The sequence below is a fragment of the Streptomyces sp. PCS3-D2 genome, assembly GCF_000612545.2.
GTDB lineage: Bacteria > Actinomycetota > Actinomycetes > Streptomycetales > Streptomycetaceae > Streptomyces.
Map to the genome: position 1 here is coordinate 900,995 of NZ_CP097800.1, position 23,243 is coordinate 924,237.

Annotated in this window: 18 protein-coding genes; 11 read left to right on the forward strand and 7 right to left on the reverse strand. The window is 70.9% G+C overall.

The window, feature by feature from the left end; all coding sequences use genetic code 11:
* Nucleotides 1-96: 96 nt before the first annotated feature.
* The 7 genes from AW27_RS03795 (at nucleotide 97) to AW27_RS03825 (ending at nucleotide 11,032) form a co-directional block, all read left to right on the forward strand.
* On the forward strand, nucleotides 97-471 hold the full coding sequence (locus tag AW27_RS03795) for a hypothetical protein (protein ID WP_370466455.1): 375 nt from the start codon (nucleotides 97-99) through the stop codon (nucleotides 469-471).
* Nucleotides 471-1,037: a hypothetical protein gene (locus AW27_RS03800; RefSeq protein WP_037916434.1), complete on the forward strand. Its 567-nt coding sequence runs from the start codon at nucleotides 471-473 to the stop codon at nucleotides 1,035-1,037. The genes AW27_RS03795 and AW27_RS03800 overlap by 1 nt, the downstream gene beginning before the upstream one ends.
* Complete coding sequence (locus AW27_RS03805; protein ID WP_037916432.1) at nucleotides 1,038-5,675, forward strand: putative T7SS-secreted protein; 4,638 nt, start codon at nucleotides 1,038-1,040, stop codon at nucleotides 5,673-5,675.
* A 272-nt stretch (nucleotides 5,676-5,947) separates the two neighbouring features.
* A complete protein-coding gene (locus tag AW27_RS03810; RefSeq protein ID WP_157840162.1) occupies nucleotides 5,948-6,475 on the forward strand; it encodes a hypothetical protein in 528 nt (175 codons plus the stop codon).
* 1,924 nt (nucleotides 6,476-8,399) lie between these two features.
* Complete coding sequence (locus AW27_RS03815) at nucleotides 8,400-9,272, forward strand: universal stress protein (RefSeq protein ID WP_037916430.1); 873 nt, start codon at nucleotides 8,400-8,402, stop codon at nucleotides 9,270-9,272.
* A 274-nt stretch (nucleotides 9,273-9,546) separates the two neighbouring features.
* On the forward strand, nucleotides 9,547-10,347 hold the full coding sequence (locus tag AW27_RS03820) for a sigma 54 modulation/S30EA ribosomal C-terminal domain-containing protein (protein ID WP_037916427.1): 801 nt from the start codon (nucleotides 9,547-9,549) through the stop codon (nucleotides 10,345-10,347).
* Nucleotides 10,348-10,456: 109 nt separating this feature from the next.
* Complete coding sequence (locus tag AW27_RS03825) at nucleotides 10,457-11,032, forward strand: universal stress protein (RefSeq protein WP_037916425.1); 576 nt, start codon at nucleotides 10,457-10,459, stop codon at nucleotides 11,030-11,032.
* A gap of 271 nt (nucleotides 11,033-11,303) precedes the next feature.
* Here the strand turns inward: AW27_RS03825 and AW27_RS03830 are convergent, their stop codons facing one another.
* From AW27_RS03830 to AW27_RS03855, 6 genes are all read right to left on the reverse strand, one after another.
* Nucleotides 11,304-11,708: a hypothetical protein gene (locus tag AW27_RS03830; protein WP_037916423.1), complete on the reverse strand. Its 405-nt coding sequence runs from the start codon at nucleotides 11,706-11,708 to the stop codon at nucleotides 11,304-11,306.
* A gap of 74 nt (nucleotides 11,709-11,782) precedes the next feature.
* Complete coding sequence (locus tag AW27_RS03835) at nucleotides 11,783-12,181, reverse strand: roadblock/LC7 domain-containing protein (RefSeq protein ID WP_236647462.1); 399 nt, start codon at nucleotides 12,179-12,181, stop codon at nucleotides 11,783-11,785.
* Between the two features lie 40 nt (nucleotides 12,182-12,221).
* The gene (locus AW27_RS03840) at nucleotides 12,222-12,968 is read right to left on the reverse strand and encodes a hypothetical protein (protein ID WP_157840161.1); all 747 of its coding nucleotides are present in this window, start codon (nucleotides 12,966-12,968) and stop codon (nucleotides 12,222-12,224) included.
* A gap of 624 nt (nucleotides 12,969-13,592) precedes the next feature.
* Entirely contained in the window at nucleotides 13,593-14,639 is a 1,047-nt protein-coding gene (locus AW27_RS03845; RefSeq protein ID WP_037916420.1) for an ABC transporter ATP-binding protein, read from the reverse strand.
* Nucleotides 14,636-16,225, reverse strand: coding sequence for an ABC transporter permease (locus AW27_RS03850; protein ID WP_037916417.1), 1,590 nt, complete (start codon nucleotides 16,223-16,225; stop codon nucleotides 14,636-14,638). The genes AW27_RS03845 and AW27_RS03850 overlap by 4 nt, the downstream gene beginning before the upstream one ends.
* Nucleotides 16,226-16,230: 5 nt before the next feature.
* Entirely contained in the window at nucleotides 16,231-17,250 is a 1,020-nt protein-coding gene (locus AW27_RS03855; protein ID WP_037916415.1) for an iron ABC transporter substrate-binding protein, read from the reverse strand.
* A 238-nt stretch (nucleotides 17,251-17,488) separates the two neighbouring features.
* Here AW27_RS03855 and AW27_RS03860 point away from each other — a divergent pair, with 238 nt between their 5' ends.
* Nucleotides 17,489-20,110: an AMP-binding protein gene (locus AW27_RS03860; RefSeq protein WP_052030067.1), complete on the forward strand. Its 2,622-nt coding sequence runs from the start codon at nucleotides 17,489-17,491 to the stop codon at nucleotides 20,108-20,110.
* A 56-nt stretch (nucleotides 20,111-20,166) separates the two neighbouring features.
* On the forward strand, nucleotides 20,167-20,439 hold the full coding sequence (locus AW27_RS03865; protein ID WP_052030066.1) for a hypothetical protein: 273 nt from the start codon (nucleotides 20,167-20,169) through the stop codon (nucleotides 20,437-20,439).
* Nucleotides 20,440-20,470: 31 nt separating this feature from the next.
* On the opposite strand, the gene AW27_RS03870 is transcribed toward AW27_RS03865, so the two are convergent.
* Nucleotides 20,471-21,541 carry an alpha/beta hydrolase family protein gene (locus tag AW27_RS03870; RefSeq protein ID WP_037916411.1) on the reverse strand — a complete coding sequence of 357 codons (1,071 nt, stop codon included), beginning with the start codon at nucleotides 21,539-21,541 and terminating at the stop codon, nucleotides 20,471-20,473.
* A gap of 99 nt (nucleotides 21,542-21,640) precedes the next feature.
* Here AW27_RS03870 and AW27_RS03875 point away from each other — a divergent pair, with 99 nt between their 5' ends.
* Together AW27_RS03875 and AW27_RS03880 are read left to right on the forward strand one after the other, a co-directional pair.
* Nucleotides 21,641-22,297 carry a GNAT family N-acetyltransferase gene (locus AW27_RS03875; protein ID WP_052030065.1) on the forward strand — a complete coding sequence of 219 codons (657 nt, stop codon included), beginning with the start codon at nucleotides 21,641-21,643 and terminating at the stop codon, nucleotides 22,295-22,297.
* Nucleotides 22,294-23,226, forward strand: a complete 933-nt coding sequence (locus AW27_RS03880; RefSeq protein ID WP_037916409.1) for a PaaX family transcriptional regulator C-terminal domain-containing protein — start codon at nucleotides 22,294-22,296, stop codon at nucleotides 23,224-23,226. Before AW27_RS03875 ends, AW27_RS03880 begins: the two co-directional genes overlap by 4 nt.
* The last annotated feature ends 17 nt before the right edge of the window (nucleotides 23,227-23,243 follow it).

The window sequence follows — 23,243 nt, forward strand, 5'->3', positions numbered from 1 at the left end:
CCTTTTGGGGCTGATCAGCGGGAGGGGACACAGTTCATGGGACTAGTTGCGGAGATTGCGGCGTACCGGGAGGAGAGGGGGGATCCTGGGCGCCTGGTGGGTGAGTTTCGAAGGGCCCTGCTCCTGCTCCCGCGCACGGACGGCAGCACCGGTTCCGGTGTCCAGGGTGGGCTGATGTCTGCGCTGTCGGGTGGTGTCCGATGGCTGTACGCGTTCACGGACGAGGACTCCCTTGCACGGTTCGTACGGGCGCGTGGTGAGGGGGATCGGGAGTGGCCGTATCTGGTGATGCTCGGCGGCCGGCTGGTGGATGCGGTCGTGCCGCAGTCGGATCGTCCGATGGGGGTCGCGGTCAACGTGGCGGACGGAGACGGGGCGATGCTGTTCCCGCCGGTCTCCGGGATCGTCCCGGCTCCGTTCGCCGTGGACCTGGGGCAGGACACCCACAGTGACCGCGGAGTGAGGGTCTGATGGCGGGCGACGGTGACCTCGAGGTCTCGCCGCAGGCGGTCGCGGCGATCCAGACCGGCCTGCGGGCGGCGATATCGGAGTTGCGTGAATCCGGGGACGCGGCAGGTGCCTCGCAGGGCGCGGGCTTCGAGAACCTGTCGATGACGGGGATGGAGACCGGGCACGCAGGGCTGGCAGCGGACTTCGAGGACTTCTGCGAGCGCTGGGAGTGGGGGGTGCGCGCCCTGGTGCAGGACGCGTCGACGCTCGCGGCGAACCTGGGGATCGCGGCAGGGACACTGTGGGAGGAGGACCAATACATCCAGGGCTCCTTCAAGGTCGCCGTGAACGCCGCATACGGCAACCCATATGCCGGCGAGGACGAGATCGAGCAGAAGAAGTGGGGCGACATCTTCCGCGCGGACGTCTTCAAGCCGGACTACAGCGATGAGTCGTTCGACAAGAGCGACAAGGACATGGAGCAGACCTGGTCGGACACCAAGGACACGGTGACCTCGAACGGCAGGATCGGCTCGTTGAAGGACCTGCTGGACCAGTCCCGCGGGCACGATGGGGGGAACGGATAGATGGGCTGGCGGGATTTCGTTCCGGACTCGGCGGAAGACTGGATCGAGGATCGTGCCGAGGACGTCGGTGACTTCGTCGAATGGGGCGGTGACAAGGCTGCCGAATTCGCCGACGACATTGGCGCGCACGATGCGGGCAACTGGGTCCGCGACAAGAGCCGCTCCGCCGCGAACCAGCTCGGCGCGGATGTCGCCGAACTCGAACTCGGCCAGACCGAGGACCCGAAGCGGCTGGTCTACGGCAGTGCTGCCAAGATCCGGGAGCAGGTCGCCCACCTGACCGACTTCAAGGCGGCTTTTGAATCTGTCGGCAACGGCCTGAAGAACCTCACCGAGCCCGACGGGCTCAAGGGAGCGGCAGCCACCGCGTTCCGGGAGTCCGTCGCGAAGGAGCCGCCACGCTGGTTCAAGGCGGCTGACGCTTTCGGCAAGGCCGCCAGCTCCATGAACCGGTTCGCAGAGACTGTCGAGTGGGCCCAGGGCAAGGCCAAAGAGGCGCTGGAGGACTACAAAGCGGCGTTGAAGGCCTCCCAGGACGCGTTCGACACGCACGAGAAGCTCCGCACGACCTACAACGACGCTGTGAGGGCGAAGTCGGAGCACCTGCCGCCGCGGCCGTCGGAGACGTACCCCGACCCCGGGAAGGAGATGGCCAAGGCAGCGCAGGAGAAACTCAACAGCGCCCGCAGACAGCGCAACGAGCAGGCCGAGACCGCCGCGGCGGCCGTCCGTACGGCGCGGGATGCCGCCCCGCCCAAGCCGTCGTACAGCAAGCAGCTCGGCGACGGCCTCGACTACCTCGACCTGGCCTCCACGCACCTGGTCGGCGGTGTGCTCAAGGGCACTGCTGGCATGGCCAACTTCGGCCGCAGCCTGAACCCGTTCGACCCGTACAACCTGACCCACCCGGCCGAGTACCGCACCAACTTGAACTCGACCGCGGCCGGCCTCGTCGTCATGGCCAACGACCCGTGGGGTGCCGGCAAGCAAATGCTCGACGAGTTCATGAAGGACCCTTTCGAGGGACTCGGCAAGCTCATACCCGAAGTCATCGGCTCCAAGGGCACCGGCGCCGCCAAGAAGCTCACCACCACCGCCAAGCACCTCGACGACGCAGCCTCTGCCACGCGGGCACGCAGACTCGCAGAGGACGGACCGGAGGGGGCCCATAGCACTGCGGACGGCGACCGCACCGTGGGCGGCGACCCGGTGGACCTCGCCACCGGTCGTATGTTCCTGCCACAGACCGATGTCGAGCTGCCCGGCATCCTGCCCCTCGTCTTCACCCGCCGCACGGAATCCGGTTGCATGGTCGGCCGCTTCTTGGGGGCTGCGTGGACGTCCACCGTCGACGAGCGCCTGGAGATCGATGCGACCGGTGTCGTGCACATCACTGCCGAAGGCCTGCTGATCACCTACCCGCATCCGGCTCCGGGCCTGCCCACACAGCCGGAGCACCGAAGGGCGCGCACTCTTCTGGCCCGTGATGCCGTCGGCGACTACACGGTCACCGACTCCGACAACGGGGTGGTTCGTCGCTTCACCTCGCCGTCCGGCAGCAAACCCGGAGACGACGGTCAAGCCTGGCTGACCGAAGTCACCGACCGCAACGGCCACACCATCGCCATCGACCGTGCAGAGGACGGTCTGCCGTCGGCACTGGTGCACTCGGCCGGGCACCACTTGAAGCTGACGGCATCCAACGGCTTGATCACCGCCGTGTCCCTGGCCGGCGCAGGCGAAGCCGATGCCGACTTGCTCCTAATCAACTACGGCTATGAGGAGGGCAACCTCGCCACGGTCACCAAGCCTTCGGGCGCCACCACCACCTTCGTCTACGACGACCGCCGCCGCGTCATCGCCTGGATCGATTCCAACGGCAGCCGCTATGACTACGTCTACGACGACCGCGACCGTGTGGTGGCAGAGGGCGGGGAAGCCGGACACGTCCGCCTCACTCTGGCCTACACCGACCCTGACCCTGCAACGGGCCACCACACCACCACGCTGACCACACCCGACGGACACGCAACACGCCACGTATTCGGCCCCGGCTGCAAGCTCTTGGCCGTGACCGACCCGCTCGGCCACAGCACCCGCTACGCATACGATCCTCGCGGCAACCTGCTGTCCCGCACCGACCCCCTGGGCCACACGACAACCTTTTCGTACGACGAGGACGGTCGGCTCGTCCGTGCCGTGCGCCCTGACGGGAACGAGCTACGCACCGTCCGCGGCATCTTCGGGCTGCCCGTAGAGGTCGTCTCGTCGGACGGCGCGCGCACGCTTCTGCAGTACGACGAACGTGGCAACCTCACAGCAGTCACCGACCCGGCCGGCGCCATCACTCGCTACACGTATGACCACGCCGGCCGCCTCGCGTCAGTCACAGACGCCGAAGGAGCGACGAGCAGCGTCGTGTGCGACGCGGCTGGACTGTCTCTGAGGGTGACCGCTCCGACCGGAGCCGTGACTCTGACGGAACGGGATGTCCTCGGCCGTCCCGTCCGCCTCACCGATCCGGAGGGCGGCGTCACCCGCCTGGAGTGGCACACCGACGGGCAACTCGCCCGGCGTACCGGCCCGGACGGGGCCACGGAGTCGTGGACGTACGACGGCGAGGGCAACCTGCTGACCCGCTCCGACTCGGCGGGCGGGGTCACCCGCTTCGAGTACACCCACTTCGACCTACCGGTCGCCCGCACCGGGCCCGACGGCGCACGCTACGAATTCGAGCATGATGCCGCCCTGCGCCTGACGCGTGTCACGGATCCCCGGGGGCGGGGGTGGACCTACACGTACGACGCCGCTGACAACATCATCGCCGAAACCGACTTCGACGGCCGTACGCTCACCTACCGGATGGACGCCGCAGGCCGGTTGGCGGCCCGCGCGGACGTGCTCGGCGGGACGATCGCTTTCGAACGCGACCAGCTCGGCCAGGTCGTCCGCAAATGCGTCGACGGCCGGGCGACGACCTACGCCTACGACAGGGCCGGACGCCTGCTGGAGGCAGTCGGACCGGACGCGGAGCTTCGCTACCAGTACGACCGTCGCGGACTCACCAAGACCGAGCTGGTCGACGGCCGCCCCATGAGCTACGCCTACGACGTCCTGGGCCGCCGTACAAGCCGAGTCACACCTACGGGCCATGCGACCTCCTACTCCTACGGTGCGGACGGGCAAGTCCAATCGCTCATCACCGGAGGCCGGCGCGTAGGTTTTTCCCACGACAACGCCGGGCGCGAATTGGAGCGTGTCTTCGGCGACACGGTCACCATGACGTCCGCGTGGGACGCAGTCGGCAGGCTCTCGGCACAGCACGTCACCGCCGGAGAGCGCTCCGTCAACCGGCGCGCCTACGCCTACCGTGCCGACGGACGCCTCCTCTCCGTCACGGACGGAATGTCCGGCACACGTACCTTCGACCTCGACCGTGCGGGCCGGGTCACCGCCGTGCACGCCCAGGATTGGACGGAGCGGTACGCGTACGACGACACCGGCAATCAGACGTGGGCGTCTTGGCCGACAGGCCATCCCGGTGGGGAGGCTACTGGGCCGCGCACCTACACCGGCACGGCTCTCGACCGTGCCGGGGACGTCCGCTTCGAGCACGACGCGCTCGGCCGGGTCACCCTCCGCCAGAAGCCTCGGCTCTCCCGTAAGCCGGACACCTGGCGCTACACGTGGGACGCGGAGGACCGCCTCACGGCGGTGACCACCCCGGACGGCGCCCGCTGGAGGTACCGCTACGACCCCCTCGGCCGGCGCACCGCGAAACAGCTTCTGGCTGCCGATGGCGAGAGCGTGGCCGAGGAGATCCGGTTCACCTGGGACGGCCTCACCCTGTGCGAGCAAGCCAGCCACCGGCCGGACCAGCCTCACACGGTCACCCTCACCTGGGACCATCTGGGCGACACTCCCCTGTCCCAGACCGAGCGCATCCTCACGGCGGACGACCGCCAGGAGGAGATCGACCGCCGCTTCTTTGCCATCGCCACGGATCTCGTCGGCACGCCCACCGAACTCATCGACGAAGCGGGCGACATCGCATGGCGCAGCCGGGCCACTTTGTGGGGCACCACCGCTTGGGCCCGCGACAGCGGCGCGTACACCCCCCTGCGCTTCCCTGGTCAGTACTACGACCCCGAGACCGGCGTCCACTACAACGTTTTCCGCCACTACGACCCGGAAACTGCTCGCTATCTCACACTCGACCCGCTGGGACTGGGTCCTGCCCCCAACCCCGCCACGTATGTGGAAAATCCTCACTCCTGGACCGATCCCCTGGGGCTTGCCCCGTGTCCGCGGGGTGCTTGGGAGGAGAAGGCCGACTTCTCCTCCCAGAAGGTCATGAGTAAAAAGTTCCACGCTCATGCGGGGGATTTCCTGGACAACCCCGGAAATCTGAACAAGGCAAATCTGCAGCGGTTCGAACAGGCCATGCGTGAACATATGACAGCCGACGGAACAAAGATTTACCGATTCGACTACAGAGGCCAGGGGCAAGCCGTCGGATTCATCGATACGGCATCCCAGAAGATGGTCATGCTGCACGCCGATGGTACATTCTGGTCTGCCTGGAAGCTGGGCGATAAACAGTTCCAGGGAATCATCGACAAAGGGTTTCTGTGGTGACTGGTTCAGAGTACAAGGCTTCCGATCCGCGGGGCGTCCTCGGCTCGGACGGGGCTTTCGCCCCGAGTTGGCTGCGGGACAAGTCCGTGGCACCGCTGCCTGCAGGTGTCCGCCTCGATGCGGCGCTGGCTCGTCGGATCGCGGCGGGGTGCCGCGCGGTCGGTGCAGCAAACATGCTTGCCTCTCAGCTCGCGGGCAGCCTCAGGGAAACGGCAGGTGCGGAGTTCCGGCCGACCGCCCCCGCACCCGGATTGGAGGTCCCCCCTCCGTTCTTGCTCAGCACACCCGATCTGCAGGGAGCCGTTCTGTTCTCCGAACCGGGCTACGCGTTGATCGCGGGAACCGCGCCGTTCATGGCAGCCGCAGTCGGCGAAGGCGCCGATACGGCACGCGCACGCTTCGGCCGGTATGCGCGCACCCTCGCGGACCGCCACCCCCACCTGCCGGCAGTGGCCGCCGCATATGCGCCTGAGCACAGGACAGCGTCCCGCACGGACGACATCGACCCGTCGAGTGCTGCGGCGCGACATGTGACGCTACTGGACGCCCTCACCGCCGGAACGTGCAGCGCACGCGACTTCGCAGACGGCTGGTGGGAAGCTCGACGCGCTTCCCTTGCGAACGGCGAACGCATCCAAGGGCCTCTCAGCGATCTCTTCGACCGGGTATTCATGATCCTTGAGGACTACGCTTACGACCCTGAATTCGCCGAGCCCGGAGATCTCGACGATGCCGAGGTCGAGGCAGGTGTGCGCGCGGCCTGGGAGGGCTTCCGGCACGAGCAAGCCGACCGGCTCTGAGCGAGCCGCGACGAGAGCGAGGTCACGGGGAGACGGGGCCGCGATCCGCCCGTCGCGCGGACCCGGCCTCGGACCAGGGCCGGGGAAGCACGCGGCAGCCAGCGCCAGGAGGTCACCGAGCGCGGCGACATCGCCGGCGCCCGCCTCCGCTCCGGCGCGGGCCCATGGCGGCGGGAACCTCCGCCCCCGGTCGTCGAACCGGCGAGGACGGCGGGGTGGCTGCGGACCACCACATACACACCTCCTCCGTCGGCCGGCGCGCAGCGCTTTCGACGGAGGAGTCCAGGAGCAGCGCAGGCCCCGCGAGCACCATGCGGCCGAGGTCGTCGACGCCGAGGGAGAACGGGAACGAACGGCGCATCCAGCGTCCGGACCGCCTCCCGCCCCGCCGGCACCGCAGCTGGGACGTCGAGCACGCTGCGCAGCTCGGCCCACCACTGCTCAGGCCCGGGCCCGTGAAAGGACGCCCCAGTATCTCCGGGCAGGCCCCGGGAATGCCCTGGCTGATCCCCCAGGCCTTGAGCTCAGCCATATGTGCCTGAAAGACTCGAACCCTCTCAGGCTAACCCGACAAAGCGGGACGTCTCACTCAAGGCTGACAGAGAGGGCAGCACGCCCCCGGCCTGCGACACCATCGCGCGGCCGCCGCCCTCGATGCGGACACGCGGGTACGACCCGATACGCTTCTTCACCTGGAGAGTGCTTCTTTCCGTGCAGCCAACAGGACCCTTAGACAAGTCCCATCGTTGCAGTTCAGTAGCACTCTCCGCTTATTTGATCAAGCCTCGGACACCCCACCTCGTGAAAGCGCGAGGCTAAGGAGACGAGGGCTGTCGCCGCCGTCGTCCGGTGGATGACTGCACCCGTGTCGCTGGCGAGGACGGCCGGGCGCGGCCTCACCGACGTCGGGTTCCACGCGACAGCGGGCCGTTACGACGCACCGGCACGGCCCTGCGCCAGCAACATGCGCGACTGCCGACTGGCGTGCCCCGCGAACAACTCAAAGGGCTGATGCTGACCATTTGCTGACCATTTGCTGACCATTTGCTGACCAGAGCCCGGCTACCACGCCATTGACCTGCGGAAACGTCCAGATGTCAGATGTGGGACTTGAACATGGTGCGCAGCATGCGGAAACTCCCGGTTCGTCTGCTCCCTGCCTGCTTCCTGCAGGTCAAGGGCGTCCCGGCAGCCTACAACCATGCGCATCTTCGGTCAGCTGTTCCCGGGTCTTTCAGGACTCCTACCGACCTCCCGCCGATTCTTCTGACGCATCACCAGACAGCGCAGGCACCGCCCAGAACTGCGCTGTTCGCGATCACGAGCCGGAAGCCGACCCTGGTGGTCTCCAGGGAGCCGGAGACGGCGGGCCGCCCGGTCGGGGCGTGGAGTGGGCGGAACGCGCCTGCGGGAAGCCACCCCCGCATGGGACCGGACAGCGATGGGGTCGTCCTTCTCTGCGAGCGATACGAGCGGTCCAACCGCTGGGCCGACGTGGTCGCGGTCCGCCGGGACCTGCTGCCGGGGAACGTAATCGGTGTGATCACCGCACGCTGCAACGGTATGCCGAAGCGCCCGGACCGGGTGCATGGGTGAGTCGGTGAGCGAAACCTCGTCGCCCTGCTCAGCACGGTACACACCGGAACGCACGTCTACCCCTCCGAGAGGGTCACGTCCGTCATGGGAAGGGACCTCTACCTCGTCGACCCGGTCGTGACAGCGCCGGCCAGGCGGCCGATCGGACCGTCGCCCGCAGCACCGCACTCGGCCGGGATCAGGACAGGGATCGCGGCCGAACGGCGGGGACGGAGGGCCAGGTGGCCCTCTGCGGCGGCGCCCGTCCCGCCGATGCTGGGGAGGAGAAGAGGCCGGCGGCCCGGAAACGGACCGGCCGGGCCCGTCGAACCGCAGGGAGGCAGCCCCCATGACCCGCGCTATCACCGTCGGAGTGGACGGATCGGAGGAAAGTCTGGCTGCGGCCGACTGGGCTGCACGCGAGGCCGGGCTCCGCCAGGTTCCGCTGCGCATCGTGCACGCCTGGCTGTGGCACCCGCTGGACGTACCCGTCGTCCAGGACGAGGCGGCCCAGGCCGAGTCCGCCAACGCCGTGCTGCGTCAGGCCGAGGCGCACGTGGCCGGACGGCACCCGGAACTGACGGTCACGGCCGAGGTGGTGCACGACACCGCGGTCGCCGCACTGGTCCGTGAGGCGGAACGGTCCGACATGCTGGTGCTAGGGTCGCGCGGGCACGGCGCTCTGCTGGGCTTCCTTCTTGGCTCGTACGGACAGCAGGTGATCGCCTCCGCGAACCGGCCGGTGGTGTCCGTCCGGACCGGGGACGGCACGGTGCTTCCCCCGGAGGGCGGCGAGGTCGTCGTGGGCCAGCAGGGGACACCTGAGGACAGCGACGCGGTGCTCGCGTTCGCCTTCGAGGCTGCGGCCGCGCGCGGCGCCGCCGTTCGAGCGGTACGGGCCTGGAGCCTGCCGCCCGTCTACGCCTACGGGCCGGGCCAGATGCGCGTGGTCGACGAGGCCGGAGGGCTGGAGCCGTTCGAGCAGAAGGCGCTGGCGCGGTCACTCGCTCCCTGGCGCGCACGGTACCCGGACGTGCCGGTCGTCGAGCACGTCGAGATCGGCAGCGGTGGGCAGGTGCTGCTGTCGGCAGCCTCGAACGCGCAGTTGCTCGTGGTCGGTCGCCGGGCACGCCGCACGCCCGTCGGTACGCGTATCGGGTCGGTCGCTCACGCAGCGCTGCACCACGCCCGCTGCCCCGTCGCCGTCGTGCCGCACGCCTGATGTCCCCGCCCCACCGCCGCGGGCAAGGCGACCGGGGCCCGCTCGCCGCCGCGCTCCGCCCCACGCCGCGCCGCCGGGACGCCTCGCGGTGTGGGGTCGGGGCCCGTCGACTCACCCGTGCGTGGTCTGCAGGCCGAACGGCCCGGTCCGGCCGTCCGGAGGTCCCGGGCTCGCGGATGGTGCGGGTACCAGTGGCCCTGTGGTCGGGCCCGGACGGCTCTGTCCCGGAGTGGCCGCCGACCGACAGGCTGGGAGCAATCGAGGAGGAGTTCTCATGAGCGGTCTCAGGGCCAGCCGGACAGCCGACGTCAAGGTCCGCAACCGAGGGCAGGTGCCCGATGGCGCGGACGTCTACGCCGAGGAGAAGGTCCTCGCGGTGATCGGCCACGTACGCGAACCGGTGCTGGCCGCGCGGGTGAAGCTCACGCAAGCCGCCAACGCGTCGGTGATCCGTCCGGCCACGGCTCAGGCCGTGGTGGACGTCAACGGCCGGCCCGTACGGGCCCACGTGACCGCGAGCACCATGTTCGAAGCGGTCGACCTCTTGCAGAAGCGCCTGGCCGCCAGGCTGGCCCGGCCACGGCGGGCCGTGGTCGGGGCCGGCCTTCACGGCAGCGACCCGCACACGCGGGCAGGGTGGGCCGGCCCCGACCACGGCCCGCGCCCGCACCGTCATCACCTTCCCGCCGAGGAGAGCCGCATCGTGCGGCACAAGTCCTTCAGCCTGGACCGCCAGACGCCCGAGGACGCCGTGATCGACCTGGAAGCCATGGACCACGACTTCTGGCTTTTCACGGACCTGGCCTCCGGGCGCGACAGCGTCGTCTACCGCGACGCCCTCACCGGGCGGCACCGCATGGCTTCGCTCGCACCCCTGGGCCAGGAACGGGAGGTCGACGGCCTGCTCGGGGTGAGCACGGTTCCCGTGCCGACCAGCAGTGTGGCCGAGGCCGTCTCACGGTTGCACCTCACCGGGCTGCCCTTCGTCTTCTTCAAGGACACGGCCACCGGCCGCGGCGTCGTGCTCTACCACCGCTACGACGGCCACTACGGGCTGATCACGCCGTCGCGGTGACACGTTCCGGGCTGCGCCGCCGGCACGGGCCCGGTCCGTGCCGTGCTCCTCCGGCCGGTCCCCGGCCCGCTCCCGCCGCCCATCCGAAGTCCCTTCCCCCGGAGCAACCATGTTACGTACCGTCATCGCCGCCGTGGACGGCTCGGCCGCATCGCTGGCCGCCGCGGAGTGGGCCGCCCGCGAGGCGCGGATGCGCCGTCTGCCCCTGCACGTCGTGCACGTTCTGCAGGACTGGTCACAGCAGTTCGCGCACGCTCCCTACGCCGGAGTGAACACGCTGCCCGATGGAGGTTCGACCGCCGGGCAGCAGTGGGCCCGGCGGCTCCCCCATGACGCGTCCGACCGGTTGCGGGAGCGACACCCCGGTCTGGAGATTCCGGTGGTCGAGGGGTACGACCCCGGGGCGGCCGACCCGGGCCACGGTGTCGCGCTGGGACTCCGTGAGGCGGGCGTGCTCACCGACGTCCTGCGGTCGTGGCGGGGCATGTTCCCCCAGGTCGAGGTCAAGGAGCAGTGCATGGTGGGCCGACCCGCGGGCCATCTTGTGGAAGCGTCGGAGGACGCCTCGCTGCTGGTCGTCGGACGGCGCATACGCCGGGCGGCGGTCGGAGCGCACATCGGCCCGGTCACGCACGCGGTGCTGCACCACGCCAGGACGCCCGTGGCGGTCGTCCCTCACCTCTGAGCGTCGCGGGCCGCACCGTGACACGGGGCCTCGGCGGTCCGCCTCGTTCACCGGCACCAGGAGTCGCAGGGCGAACCGGCGCTGATGCGTCGGCGCGTGGTACGGCGGCCACGGGCAGCGGTGCGGCACGCTGCGCGCGACGGCGCGCGGGGGCATCGCTTCCCCGCGGAGGGGCGGCCGGGATGGGCGTGCGGAGCGGGTGTCCGCGATCTGAGTGCGGACGCCCGCCCGGCCAGGGGAGCGGCACGGGCGGGGTCGCCGGTGTCCCGGCCTACAGTTGCCCGTTTTCCCGCAGGACCCTGCGGGCCTGGGCGAAGAGCATCCCCACATTCACGGTCTTGCGGCAGACGACCACGGCGACCACTTCGTCGGCGCTGTCGATCCGCATGAAGAGGTGGGTCAGGTTGTCGCTGTTGACCAGAATCTCCTGGAAGTAGTGGCGGTCGCTCACGATCCCGCGACGCTCCTTGAAGATCCCTTCGATCATCACCACGTTGCGGCCCTGGAACATGTCCAGGGTCGCCGCCGCCAGCATGTCGAGGACTTCCGCCGGATGGGAGTCGACGGTCTCCACGGACAGCAGCATGCCGGTCGACATGTCGATGACTCCCGCAGCCACACAGTCGGGAACCTCCGCGCGCATCCTCTTGACCAGGCTCGTGACCTGCTCGGACATGCTCTGGCGTCCTTGGGCCCCTGCGCCGCTCATCGTGCTCCTTCGTTGTCTGTGTCGTTGTTCCAGCACACCGGTCAGCGGTCCTCGGCCTGCGTGTCCGCAGAGGTGAGAAGTGCGGTCAGGCGCTGTAGGGAGGCCTGGGTCTCGGCATGGAGGCGCGCGATGTCCAGGCCGGCGTCGCCGAGCACCCCGATCAGGGCCATGTCTCCGACGGCCTGGGCGACGAGGTAGCCGTCGGTGTACCTCGACACGGTGTGGTGGAGCAGCCCCTTGCTCGTCATGGCCCCGGCCCTGCGAGCGATACTGAGGGTCGCCGCGGTGAGCGCGGCCAGGCACTCCGGGTCCGCGACGTCGTCGGTCTCGGCCGTGATCAGCAGACCGTCGGCGGAGGCCACCACGACGTCGGTGACGCCGACGACCCGGTCCCGCAGCTCCCGCATCTCGGTGACGAGCTGCGCATTCCTGGTTGTCACGATTCTCCTGTTGTGCTTGGCGTGGTACGTGTCAGAGGGCTCAACGGTTCCCGGCCGGGGGCTCGGCCAGGAGCGTCGGCGGGGGCCGCCAGCACTCGGCCGCAGGCCTCAGTGGCAGCACCTCGTTGATGCCGCTCGCACCGGGACGGCGTTGCGGCAGCTGCTTCTGCGCCGTCCGGCTGCCGATGGGATCGGGATCCGGGACGGGTAGTGCGGGGCTCTGCACCCCGCCCGGTACCACCGTCTCCATCAGGCCTTCGCCCATCAGACGCGAGACCTCGACGGTGACGGCGTACAGGCTCCGGCCGAGCAGGAAAGCGATGTCCCGGACGGTGCGGCGGCCGTTCGCCCGCAGCAGGATCTCCCTGCGCTCACCTGCGGCCGTGTCGGCGAGCCGTGCCGAGCCGGCAAGAGTCCGGGCAAGCCGGCTGCGGAACGGGGAGAGGCGCTGCGCAAGAGCGCCGAGGACCCGGATCCGCCTTCCCGCCTCTTCCACCAGCCATTCCGGCTCGATGCCGTCCGGGGCGGCCAGGCGGCAGGCATCGGCATCCTGCTCGAAGGTGAAGCCGTCGATCCGGCCCATCCCCAAGGCCAGCGCTCCGTCCAGCGCGGCCATCACACACATCAGTTGCAGTTCCGCACTGCCGACCAGGTCCTGGGCGATCAGCAAAGCCCCGACCCGGCCGTCCGCGGCACACGACCGGGTGGCCGACACCCAGTCGGCCTCGGTCACCCGGCCCGATCGCAGGAGCAGCGTCTCGACTCCCGGGGCCCCGGGTGAAGCCACTTCGACGAGGGCACCACACCGGATGTGGAAGGATCCTCCGGGTTCCCCCGACACCACCAGCGCCCCGGAGAGCCGGCGCTGCGACACCTCGGTGAGTGCCCTGGCCAGGTCGAGCCCCGTCGCTCTTGATGGTTTCCGGCGTGGTGCCGGTACATCAATTTCTGACATGTTCCTGCAATCAGCCGCTCTCCGTGGACGCCGCGACTGGGAACCACCTGCGCCAGCCCGGTGATCGCACTGTAGCCAGACGGGCCGATCATCCGATGAAAAGTCTCAGCAATGATCGCTTTATGACGTCAACCGACCATTTGTGCATCGTTCATGACGCTCCCCGCCCCACTGATCCTGGCAGCGGCCCGCCGCGTCTGCTCACCTGTTGGCTTGTTGGCCTGCTCGCCTGCGGTCATGGCGATGCCCGACGCCGTCCGGAGGCGCCGAGCAGGAGGCGACGCCCGATGTGCGCGTCCGCCGGGCAGCCCGGACCGACACCGGAGTGAACAGTGCACCCCGGCGCCGCCCGCCTCGTGGACGACAGGCCGGGCGGCGCCGGACGCCCGGACGTTGCGCTCGCCGTTCTCCCCTACCGGCTGGTCGCCCGGCCCGCGGGCCCCGGCGGACGGATGGTCACGCGGGGGTGGGGTGGAGGGTCGCCTCTCCCGTGACCCTGATGCCGGTGCGCTCACCGGGGGACGCGGGTGCGGGACCCGGAACGCGGACGTCGATGGGTGCCTCCACCCCGTCCAGGGTGACGGTGACCATCGCGTCGTGGCCGTAGTACCGGACGTCCGTCACCGTGCCGCGGGCCTCCGCCGACGTGATGTCGGTCAGCTGGATCTGTTCGGGCCGGAGCAGCACCGTGCCCTCACGTACGCCTCCGGGCGGGTCGGCCAGCCGGACGCGGCCGAGCGCGGTGGTCGCCGCGCCCCTGTCCACGGTGCCCGCGACGAGTACCGCGTCACCGACGAAGGCCGCCACCCAAGGGTCCGCGGGTCGGCGGTAGATCTCGTGCGGCGTGTCGCACTGGGCCACCCTCCCCTTCCGTACGACGGCGACGAGGTCGGCCGCGGACAGGGCCTCCTGCTGATCGTGCGTGACCAGTACCGCGGTGGCTCCGGTCGCTTGCAGGGCAGCCCGCACATCGGCGCGTACGCCGGACCGCAGGGCGCTGTCGAGGGCGTTGAACGGCTCGTCGAGCAGTACCAGTTGAGGCTGCGGGGCCAGGGCGCGGGCGAGGGCGATGCGCTGTTGCTGGCCGCCGGAGAGCTCGTGCGGCATGCGGTCGCCGAAGCCGGCGAGTCCGACCAGCTCCAGCATCTCCTCGACGCGCAGGCGCCGCGCACCCCGGTCCAGGCCGGCCAGGCCGAAGGCGACGTTGCGCGCCACGCTGAGGTGCGGGAACAGGGCGCCTTCCTGCGGGACGATCCCGATGCGGCGGCGTTCGGGCGGAAGGTGCGTTCCCGGGCCGCTGAGAGTGCGGTCGCCGATGGTGACGGTGCCCGCGTCGGCGCGCAGGAAGCCGGCGATGATGCGCAGCAGGGTGGTCTTGCCGCAGCCGGAGGGCCCGAGTACGGCGACGAGGGCTCCGGCGGGGACGGTGAGATCGAGTCCGTCGAGAACGGTGGCGTTCGGTCCGTACGCCTTGGCCAGCCCCGTGATCTGGAGATCGGTCATGTGCGCTGCCTTCCGAGGAGGTAGGACGGTACGGCGGCCAGCAGGATCAGCGCCGCGGCGTAGGGGGCCGCGGCGGCGAAGGATCCGGTGCCGGTCTCCGTCCAGAGGCGGGTGGCCAGGGTGTCCATGCCGGTGGGGCGCAGCAGGAGGGTGGCGGGGAGCTCCTTCATGCAGACCACGAAGGTCAGCGCCGCTCCCGCGAGCACTCCGGGCGCTGCCAGCGGCACCGTCACCTCGCGCAGCACCTTCAAGGGGGAGCGCCCCAGCGAGCGGGCGACGTCCTCCAGCACCGGCGGGGACTGCAGCACGGCCGCACGCGTGCCGGCGACCGCGACCGGCAGGAAGAGCACCGCGTACGCGCAGACCAGCAGCGGCAGTTCCTGGTAGAGAGGTTCCGCGTACCGGACCGCGAAGAAGACGAGGGACAGCGCGACGGTGATCCCGGGCAGGGCGTGCCCGGCATACGCGGACTGCTCCAGCAGGGAGGCCGGCCGGCCGCGGTACCGGGCCGCGATCACGCCGACCGGCAGGGCGAGGAGGGTGGTGAGCGCGGCTCCGGCGGCGGCGACGCCGAGGGTCGTGCCGGCGGTGTCGAGGAGTCCGGCCGGATCCCAGGTGGCGGAGTCGCCGACGGCGAGCCAGTACCCGAGCGTGGCCAGCGGGGTGAGGACGGCGATGGCCGTGACGGCCGTGCACCAGAGCAGCGCGGGGCCACGCCAGCGGCCGAGCGGTGCGGGGACCGCGAGGCGCGCGGTGCCGGTTCCGGTCCTGGCATGGCCCGCACGGCCGCGGGTGCGGGCCTCGGCGGCCACGAGCAGGATGGTCATGACCACCAGGACGACGCTGAGCGCGGCGGCCGGGGTGCGATCGAAGCTGGCCCGGTAGGAGGTGTAGATGCCGCGCGTGAAGGTGTCGTAGCGCATCAGCGAGACGGCGCCGAAGTCGGAGAACACGTACAGCGCGACCAGGACGGATCCCCCGGCGGCCGCCGGGCGCAGCTGCGGCAGGGTGACGCGCAGGAAGGTCCGCAGCGGTCCGTGGCCGAGCGAGCGGGAGACCTCCTCCTGTGCCGGATCGGTGCCGCGCAGCGCGGCCGTGACCGGGAGGTAGACGTACGGAAAGCTCACCAGGGTCAGGGCGAGCGCGGCCCCGGCGAAGCCCGCGACGTCGGGGAAGACGGAGAGCCAGGCGAACGCGGCGACGTAGCTGGGCACGGCCAGCGGCAGGGTCACCAGCACCGACCAGGCCCGGGCGCCGGGCAGCGCGGTCCGTACGGTGAGCCAGGCCAGCGAGACACCGAGCAGCAGCGCTGCGGTCACCACCACTGCGGCCAGCCCCAGACTGCGGCCGAGGAGTTGAGCGGTGCGCTCGTTGGCGATGACGTCCCAGGCGAAGGCGGGACCGCGCTCCAGGGAGCGGACGGCGAGATAGCCGAGGGGCAGCAGCGCGAACACGGCGGCGACGGCGGCGGGAACGAGCAGGGCGGCGGGCGGGCGGCTCCCGGCACGCGGCCGCCCGGCCGGCGGGGTGACGCCGGTCGGGCGGGCGGCCGGATCCGTCCGCGAGACGGGATCCGTCGAGTGCATGACGCTCAGACCATCCCGGCGTCCTGCAGCATCTTCAGGGTCTCCTGAAGAGATTCGAGCCTGCCGAGGTCGATCCGGGGGGCTTCGAGGGAGTTCAGCGGCGGCAGGTCCTCGACGGTGCTGGTGACGCCGGAGGCGAGGGGGTACTCCTTGGTGTCCTCGGCGAAGTACTTCTGCGCCTTCTCCGAGAGGAGGAAGTCGACGGCCTTCTGGGCCGCCGGCACCTGGTCGCTGCCCTTGATGACGCCGACTCCGGCCGCGTTGACCAGCGAGCCCGGATCGCCGCCGGGCAGGAAGTGGATCTTCGCGCCGACCTTGCCCTCGCCCTTCTCGGCGACCCGCGCGTACCAGTAGTAGTGGTTGATCAAGCCGAGGGAGACCTCGCCCCTGCCCACGGCGTCCAGCACCTTGAGGTTGTTCTCGTACACCTTCGGCTGGTTGGCCTTGAGTCCCTTGAGCCAGGCCCGGGTGGCGTCGTCGCCTTCGAGGACGCGCATGCCGGTGACGAACGCCTGGAAGGAGGCGTTCGTCGGGACGTAGCCGACCCTGCCCTTCCACTCCGGCTTGACCAGGTCGTGCACGCTGTCCGGCACCTTCGCGACCTGGCCGGGGTGGTACGCGAGGACCCGGACCCGGCCGGAGGTGCCCACCCAGTCACCCGCGCCGCCGCGGAACGCCTGGTCGACCTTGTCGAGCGAGGCCTGGGGCAGTTCCTCCAGCAGCCCCTTGGTGGCGAGGGCTCCGAGCGCGCCGGCGTCCTGCGAGAAGAACAGGCCGGCCTTGGTCTTGCCGCCCTCCTCCTGGATCTGGGCGGCCAGCTCCGCGCTCTCGCCGTAGCGGACGGCGACCGTGGTGCCGACGGCCTTCTCCAGGTCGTCCAGGAGCGGCTTGATCAGCTTCTCGTTGCGGCCCGAGTAGATCACGAGCCCGGCGTCGTCCTCGTCGACGCCGCAGCCGGCGACAGCGGGGAGGAGGAGCGCTGCCGCGAAGAGCGCGGTCAAGCGTCGGGCCAAGGGGCGTCGCATGGAAAGCCTTCCTGCATGGGCAGCGGAGATGAATCCCGAACACCACATAGCTAAGGTAAAGCTAACCTAAAGGTCAAGAGTGACGCACACAACGTCCGGCGGCTCCGAGGCCTCGCCGGGACGGCGGCGGAGCCGACCCTACCGCTTGTTTTCCCAAGGATCTTCATCGGGCCCCCACCGACGACCCGTGACACCTCTGTGACTATCCACCGAGGTAAGCCTTTCCTAAGATGCGCACGTGACAGCCCCCTCCGACCTGCTCCCCGACACCCGGACCGTCCCGTTCGCACTCGGCCTCGCCGCGCACGGCGACCGCACGGCGGTCATCACCGCCGACGGCCCGACGACGTACCGCGAACTCGCCGCGCGGGTGGACGAGACCGTGCACCGCCTCGGACGGGAACGCCGCCTGGTCCTGCTCGCCGGCGCGAACACGCTCGACGCCCTCGTCGTCCACCTCGCGGCCCTCGCTTCCGGTCACCCCGTCCTGCTCGCGCCCGGCGGCCACCCCGAGGCCCTGCAGTCACTGATCGACGCGTACGACCCGGACGTCGTGGCCCGTCCCGACGGCGGGAAGTGGGTGCTCGACGAACGGCGCACGGTCTCGGCCCACACCCTGCACCCGGACCTCGCCCTGCTGCTGAGTACCTCCGGCTCCACCGGATCGCCCAAGCTCGTCCGGTTGTCGCACGAGAACCTCCAGTCCAATGCGGAGTCGATCGCCGAGTACCTGGGGATCCGGGACACCGACCGCGCGGCCACGACCCTGCCGATGCACTACTGCTACGGGCTTTCGGTCATCCACAGCCATCTGCTGCGCGGTGCCGGGCTGATCCTCACCGGCCTGTCCGTCGCGGACAGCTGCTTCTGGGAGCTGTTCCGCAGCTGCCACGGGACGACGTTCGCAGGCGTGCCGTACACCTTCGACCTCTTGGACCGGGTCGGCTTCGACACGATGGAGCTCCCCCACCTGCGCTACGTGACCCAGGCCGGCGGACGGCTGGCACCCGAACGGGTCGAGCATTACGCGGCTCTCGGCCACGCTGCCGGCTGGGAGTTGTTCGTGATGTACGGCCAGACGGAGGCGACCGCCCGCATGGCCTACCTGCCGCCGCACCTGACCCGGACCCATCCCGGGGCCGCGGGGATACCGATCCCCGGCGGCTCCTTCCGTCTCCGCACCGTCCCCGACCGGCCCGGCGCGGACACCGGCGAACTGGTCTACACGGGCCCCAATGTGATGCTCGGCTACGCGCACTCACCGGAGGACCTCGCCCTGGGCAGGACCGTGGACGAGCTCGCCACCGGCGACATAGCCCGGCTCTCCCCCGACGGACTCTACGAAATCGTGGGCCGCCGCAGCCGATTCGTGAAGATCCTCGGTCTGCGGATCGACCCCGGTCAGGTCGAAACCGTGCTCGCACGGAACGGCATCACGGCCGCGTGCGCGGGCGACGACGAAGCGCTCGTCGTCGCAGCCGTCGCTGCACACGAAGCCGACACGGGGCCGATTCGAAAGCTCGTGGCGGACGCGTGCGGCCTGCCGGCGCACGCCGTCCAGGTCCGCATCGTGGCCGAACTGCCCCGCCTGGCCTCCGGCAAGCCCGACTACCGGGCGGTGCGCGAACTACGCCACTGCGCCGGTGCGGCCCCGCACGGAACCGGGCCCGCCGCGGGCACGGACTCCGAGGACCTGTGCGCCCTCTACGCTTCGGTCCTCGACCGGCCCCGGGGGGAGGTGACCCGCAACAGCACCTTCGTCGGTCTGGGCGGCGACTCGCTCTCGTACGTGGAGATGTCCCTCCAGCTCGAAGAGCGCCTCGGTCACCTGCCCGCTGACTGGCACACGACGCCGATCGGCGAGCTCAAGCCGCCCGAGCCGCAGCAGGTCCGATCACACCGGCGCACCCTGGAAACCAGCGTCGCCCTGCGCGCCATGGCGATCTTCTGCATCGTGGGCTCGCACATCCACGTCTTCGGGATCAAGGGCGGCGCACACTTGCTGCTCGCCCTCGCGGGCTACAACTTCGCCCGCTTCCACCTGACCGCCGCCGCCCGCCGAGAGCGCGTCCGCCGCATCTGGACCAGCATCGGCCGCGTCGCCCTGCCGAGCATCGCCTGGATCGGGCTGATCCTGCTCCTGAACGACGACTACACCCTGGCCAATCTCGCCCTGCTCGACAGCGTCCTCGGGCCGGAGGACAGCAAGACGGGTATGCACTTCTGGTTCATCGAGGCCCTGGTCTACATCCTGGTCGCCGCTGTCGGCCTCCTCGGCCTGCCCCTCGTGGACCGGGTGGAGCGGCGCTTCCCGTACGGCCTGCCGCTGACGATCGCGGCCCTGGGCCTGCTCACCCGCTACGACCTCCTCGGTCTCCCGGCCCGTGCCGAGATCCCGGACGCCATCACGGTCTTCTGGTTGTTCGCCCTGGGCTGGGCGGCGGCGAAGGCCGCCACCGCGCGCCGGCGGCTGGCGGTCACCGCCGCGGCGCTGGCGACGGTGCCCGGCTTCTTCCCCGGCGACCCCGGACGGGAAGCGATCATCGTCGCCGCCTTCGCGCTCCTGGTGTGGGTCCCCGCGCTGCCCGGCCACGAACGCGCCAACCGACTGGCCGGTCTCCTGGCAAGCAGCTCGCTGTACATCTACCTGACGCACTGGCAGATCTTCCCTCTGATCGCAGGGTTCTCCAGGCACCTGGCGTTCGCGGCCTCCCTGGTGTTCGGCATCGCCTACGCGGCCGGCGTCACCCGGCTGACGCGAGGATTCCGCCTCTCCGGCTGCCTGGCCGCCCTGCGCACCGGCCGGAGCGGCGGGCGGAAACCGGCGACCGCCGCCGACCGGCGCGTGCAGGTGCACTGAGCGCCCGCACGCCCCGTGCGCCGAAGGCCGAGTGCACGAGGACCGAGGGCTCTGCCGTGACGGACGGACCCGCCCTGCTCTGCTGGCTCGTCCTCAACGCCTTCGCCACCGCCCCCGTCGACACCCTCACCTGGGAAGCCCCCTACGACCTGGGCCGGATCGTGTGCCTCCTCGCGGCCGCCTGCAGCGGAACCGTCCTCGCCCGACTCTCCCACGCCCGCTCCGCCTACCACCGGGTGACCCCGCAGCCGCCGGGCCCGCGGCAGCCCGCACCCTCGCGGGCCGTCACGACGCCTCCGCCTTCCGGCGCGGGCGCCGGGCCCGGGTGACCACGAGGATCCGCGGGGCGGTGGCTGGTGGTCATCCCCCGCCCCCTTCGGCACCGACGGCGGCCAGGAATCGCTCCTGGTCGGCCAGGAACCCCTCGGCGAACAGGGACCGGGGCGCGCACAACGCGGTCAGGGCCAGGCGCAGCGGCGAGTTCTCCACGGCATGTCCGACCATGCCGTGGGTGGCGTCGGGGTAGTGGGCGACGCGCAGGGCCGGTCCGGGCAGCAGGCGGCGGTACGCGGCCTCGGTCTCGGCGGTGTCGACGTTGAGGTCGTGTCCGGCGAGCACCAGCAGGACGGGGGTGCCGCGCAGGGCCGGCAGGTCGGAGCTCGCGTCGACCGTGTGGTTCCTGGAGACGAACCGCCAGCGGGCTGCGGTCATGCCCTGCGGGTCGCCGACGGCGCGGAGGTACTCCTCGTAGGAGGCTCCGCGCCGGAGGAGTTCCAGGACGGTCTCGCGGCGGCCCAGGGCGGTGGCGACTTCCGCGTCGGACGCCCCGTCCCGCTCCAGTTCGGCAAGGAGGTTGTAGCGGCCCTGCCGGTGCCAGTTGACGGCGGGTGAGACGGCGATCGCGAACCGGACACCGCGGTCCCTGGCGGCGATCTTGGGCAGGACCCAGCCGGCCTGGCTGGCACCCCACAGTCCGACCCTGTCGCCGTCGACGTCCGGGCGCTGCCGGGCCCAGGCGATCGCGGCGGCGGCTTCGGCGGCGCGGTCGTCCATGCTCTGGTCGAGCCAGTCGCCGGGCGCACCGCCGACGCCCGGTTTGTTCCAGGACAGCGAGGCGTACCCGGCACGGGCGAAGGCCTCCCACATCGGGCGGTAGAAGGTGTCGTGGGTGGCGTCCACCGGCCCGTCACCGTGTACGAACACCACCAGCGGGAAGGGCCCCTTGCCCCGCTCGGGCAGGGCAAGGACGCCGTCCAGTGCGCGCCCGTCCTGACGTATCACCACCTGTTCCTCGCGCAGTTCGTAGGTGTTCTGCCACACCACCAGCCCGCCCAGACCCGCCGCCACGACGGCCAGCGCGGCCAGCGCCGCGAGCACGGCCCGCAGCACCCGGCGCCGCCGCGGCGAGCGCACCGCACGCACGCGTTCCATCCGCCCCCCAAAGAACTATCGATTCACTAACGGTCGTTCTTCATTCGACCGTATTATGTTCATACGAAAACTGCCATGCGTAGACCGCGAGGAGGACTCATGGAACCGGCAGCAGAATCCGAGGCGGAATCCGCGGCGGTCGTGATCCGGCGCGGCGTGCCGCGCGGGGCCGAGGCGCAGGTCGCCGAGCTGTACTGGGAGGCCTTCGGCCGCAAGCTCGGCGCCGCCCTGGGCCCGCCCGAGCGCGGCCGGGACTTCATCGCCGCCCATCTCCACCACGACCGCGGCGTCGTCGCCCTCACCCCGGGCGGCGACCGTGTCGTGGGCGTGGCCGGCTACCGGCTCGGCGGACGCGCGCTGACGGGCGGCGGCCTGCGCGAGGTGCTCGGCTCCTACGGGCCCTTCCGCGGCCTGCCCCGGCTCGCTGTCCTGGCCCTGCTCGAACGCACCCCGGAGCCGGGGGAACTGGTGATGGACGGGATCGCCGTCGACCCCGCGCACCGCGGCACGGGCATCGGCAGCCGCCTGCTGACGGAGGTCGCGGCCCTCGCGGCCGAACACCGGTGCACCCGCGTCAGACTGGACGTCATCGACGTCAACCCCCGGGCCCGGGCCCTGTACGAGCGGCACGGCTTCAGCGCCGTGCGGACCGAGCAGACCCCGTACCTGAAGCGTCTCATGGGCTTCGGCGCGGTGACCACGATGCACCGAGCAGCCGGGGCACGCCCCGGCCACACCAGGGAGCAGCAGCGATGACGAACCGACCCGCGGCAGAGCCCGCCACCCCGGGCATCGGGACCCGGACCCTGGTGTTCGCCCTCGTCCGCGAGGACGGCACCGTCGACGCGGGCGAGCTGTACGACGTCGCCGAAACCCTCGGCATGACCGACCAGCAGGTCCGCCTCTGCCTCAAACGGCTCGTCGCCGAAGGCCGGTTCACCCAGGAGGGACGCGGCCGCAAGGCACGCCTGCGCGCCACCGCCGACCCGACGGGCGCCGTCGCACCGGACGTCGAGTACGTCCGCCACGCCTACCGGCAGGACCGGGGCCTCGCCCCCTGGGACGGCAGTTGGCACCTGTTCGCCTTCGCCATCCCCGAGACCGCCCGGCAGTCCCGGGACGCCCTGCGCGACACCCTCCTGCACCTCGGTGCCGCCCCGCTCCAGGGCGGCCTGTACGTCGCCGCGCACGCGATCGGCGACCTCGTGGAGGCTCACGCCCGCCACCTCGGCGTCCTGCCCTCGCTCACCCGCCTCACCAGCCGGGACCTGCGAGTCGGTGAGGAGCGGGATCCCGCGCGGCTGGCCGCCCTCCTGTGGCCGCTCGACGCGATCGCCGAGCGGTACGAGGCGCTGGCCGGACTCGCCGCGGCCCGCCTGTCCGCTCCGGGCCGGCCCACCGGCACGGAGCGGCTGAGGTACGCCATCGAGCTCGCGGCGGCCTTCACCGCCGCCATGGAACCCGACCCCCTGCTGCCCCCGGAGCTGCTGCCCCGGCCCTGGCCCGGCGCCCGCGCCCGCGCCCTGGCCGCCCGGTGCTGGGAAGCCCTGGGGGACGGCGCCCCGGACCGCGGCAGTCCGCGCCTGTTCCGCCTCTACGGCGAAGCCCTCGACACCCGGCCACCCGCCACCCTGGCCCCGGCGCGGACGACGGATGGCCCGGACGAACCTCCACGGAGCGGTTGAACCCGCCGATCGCGGGG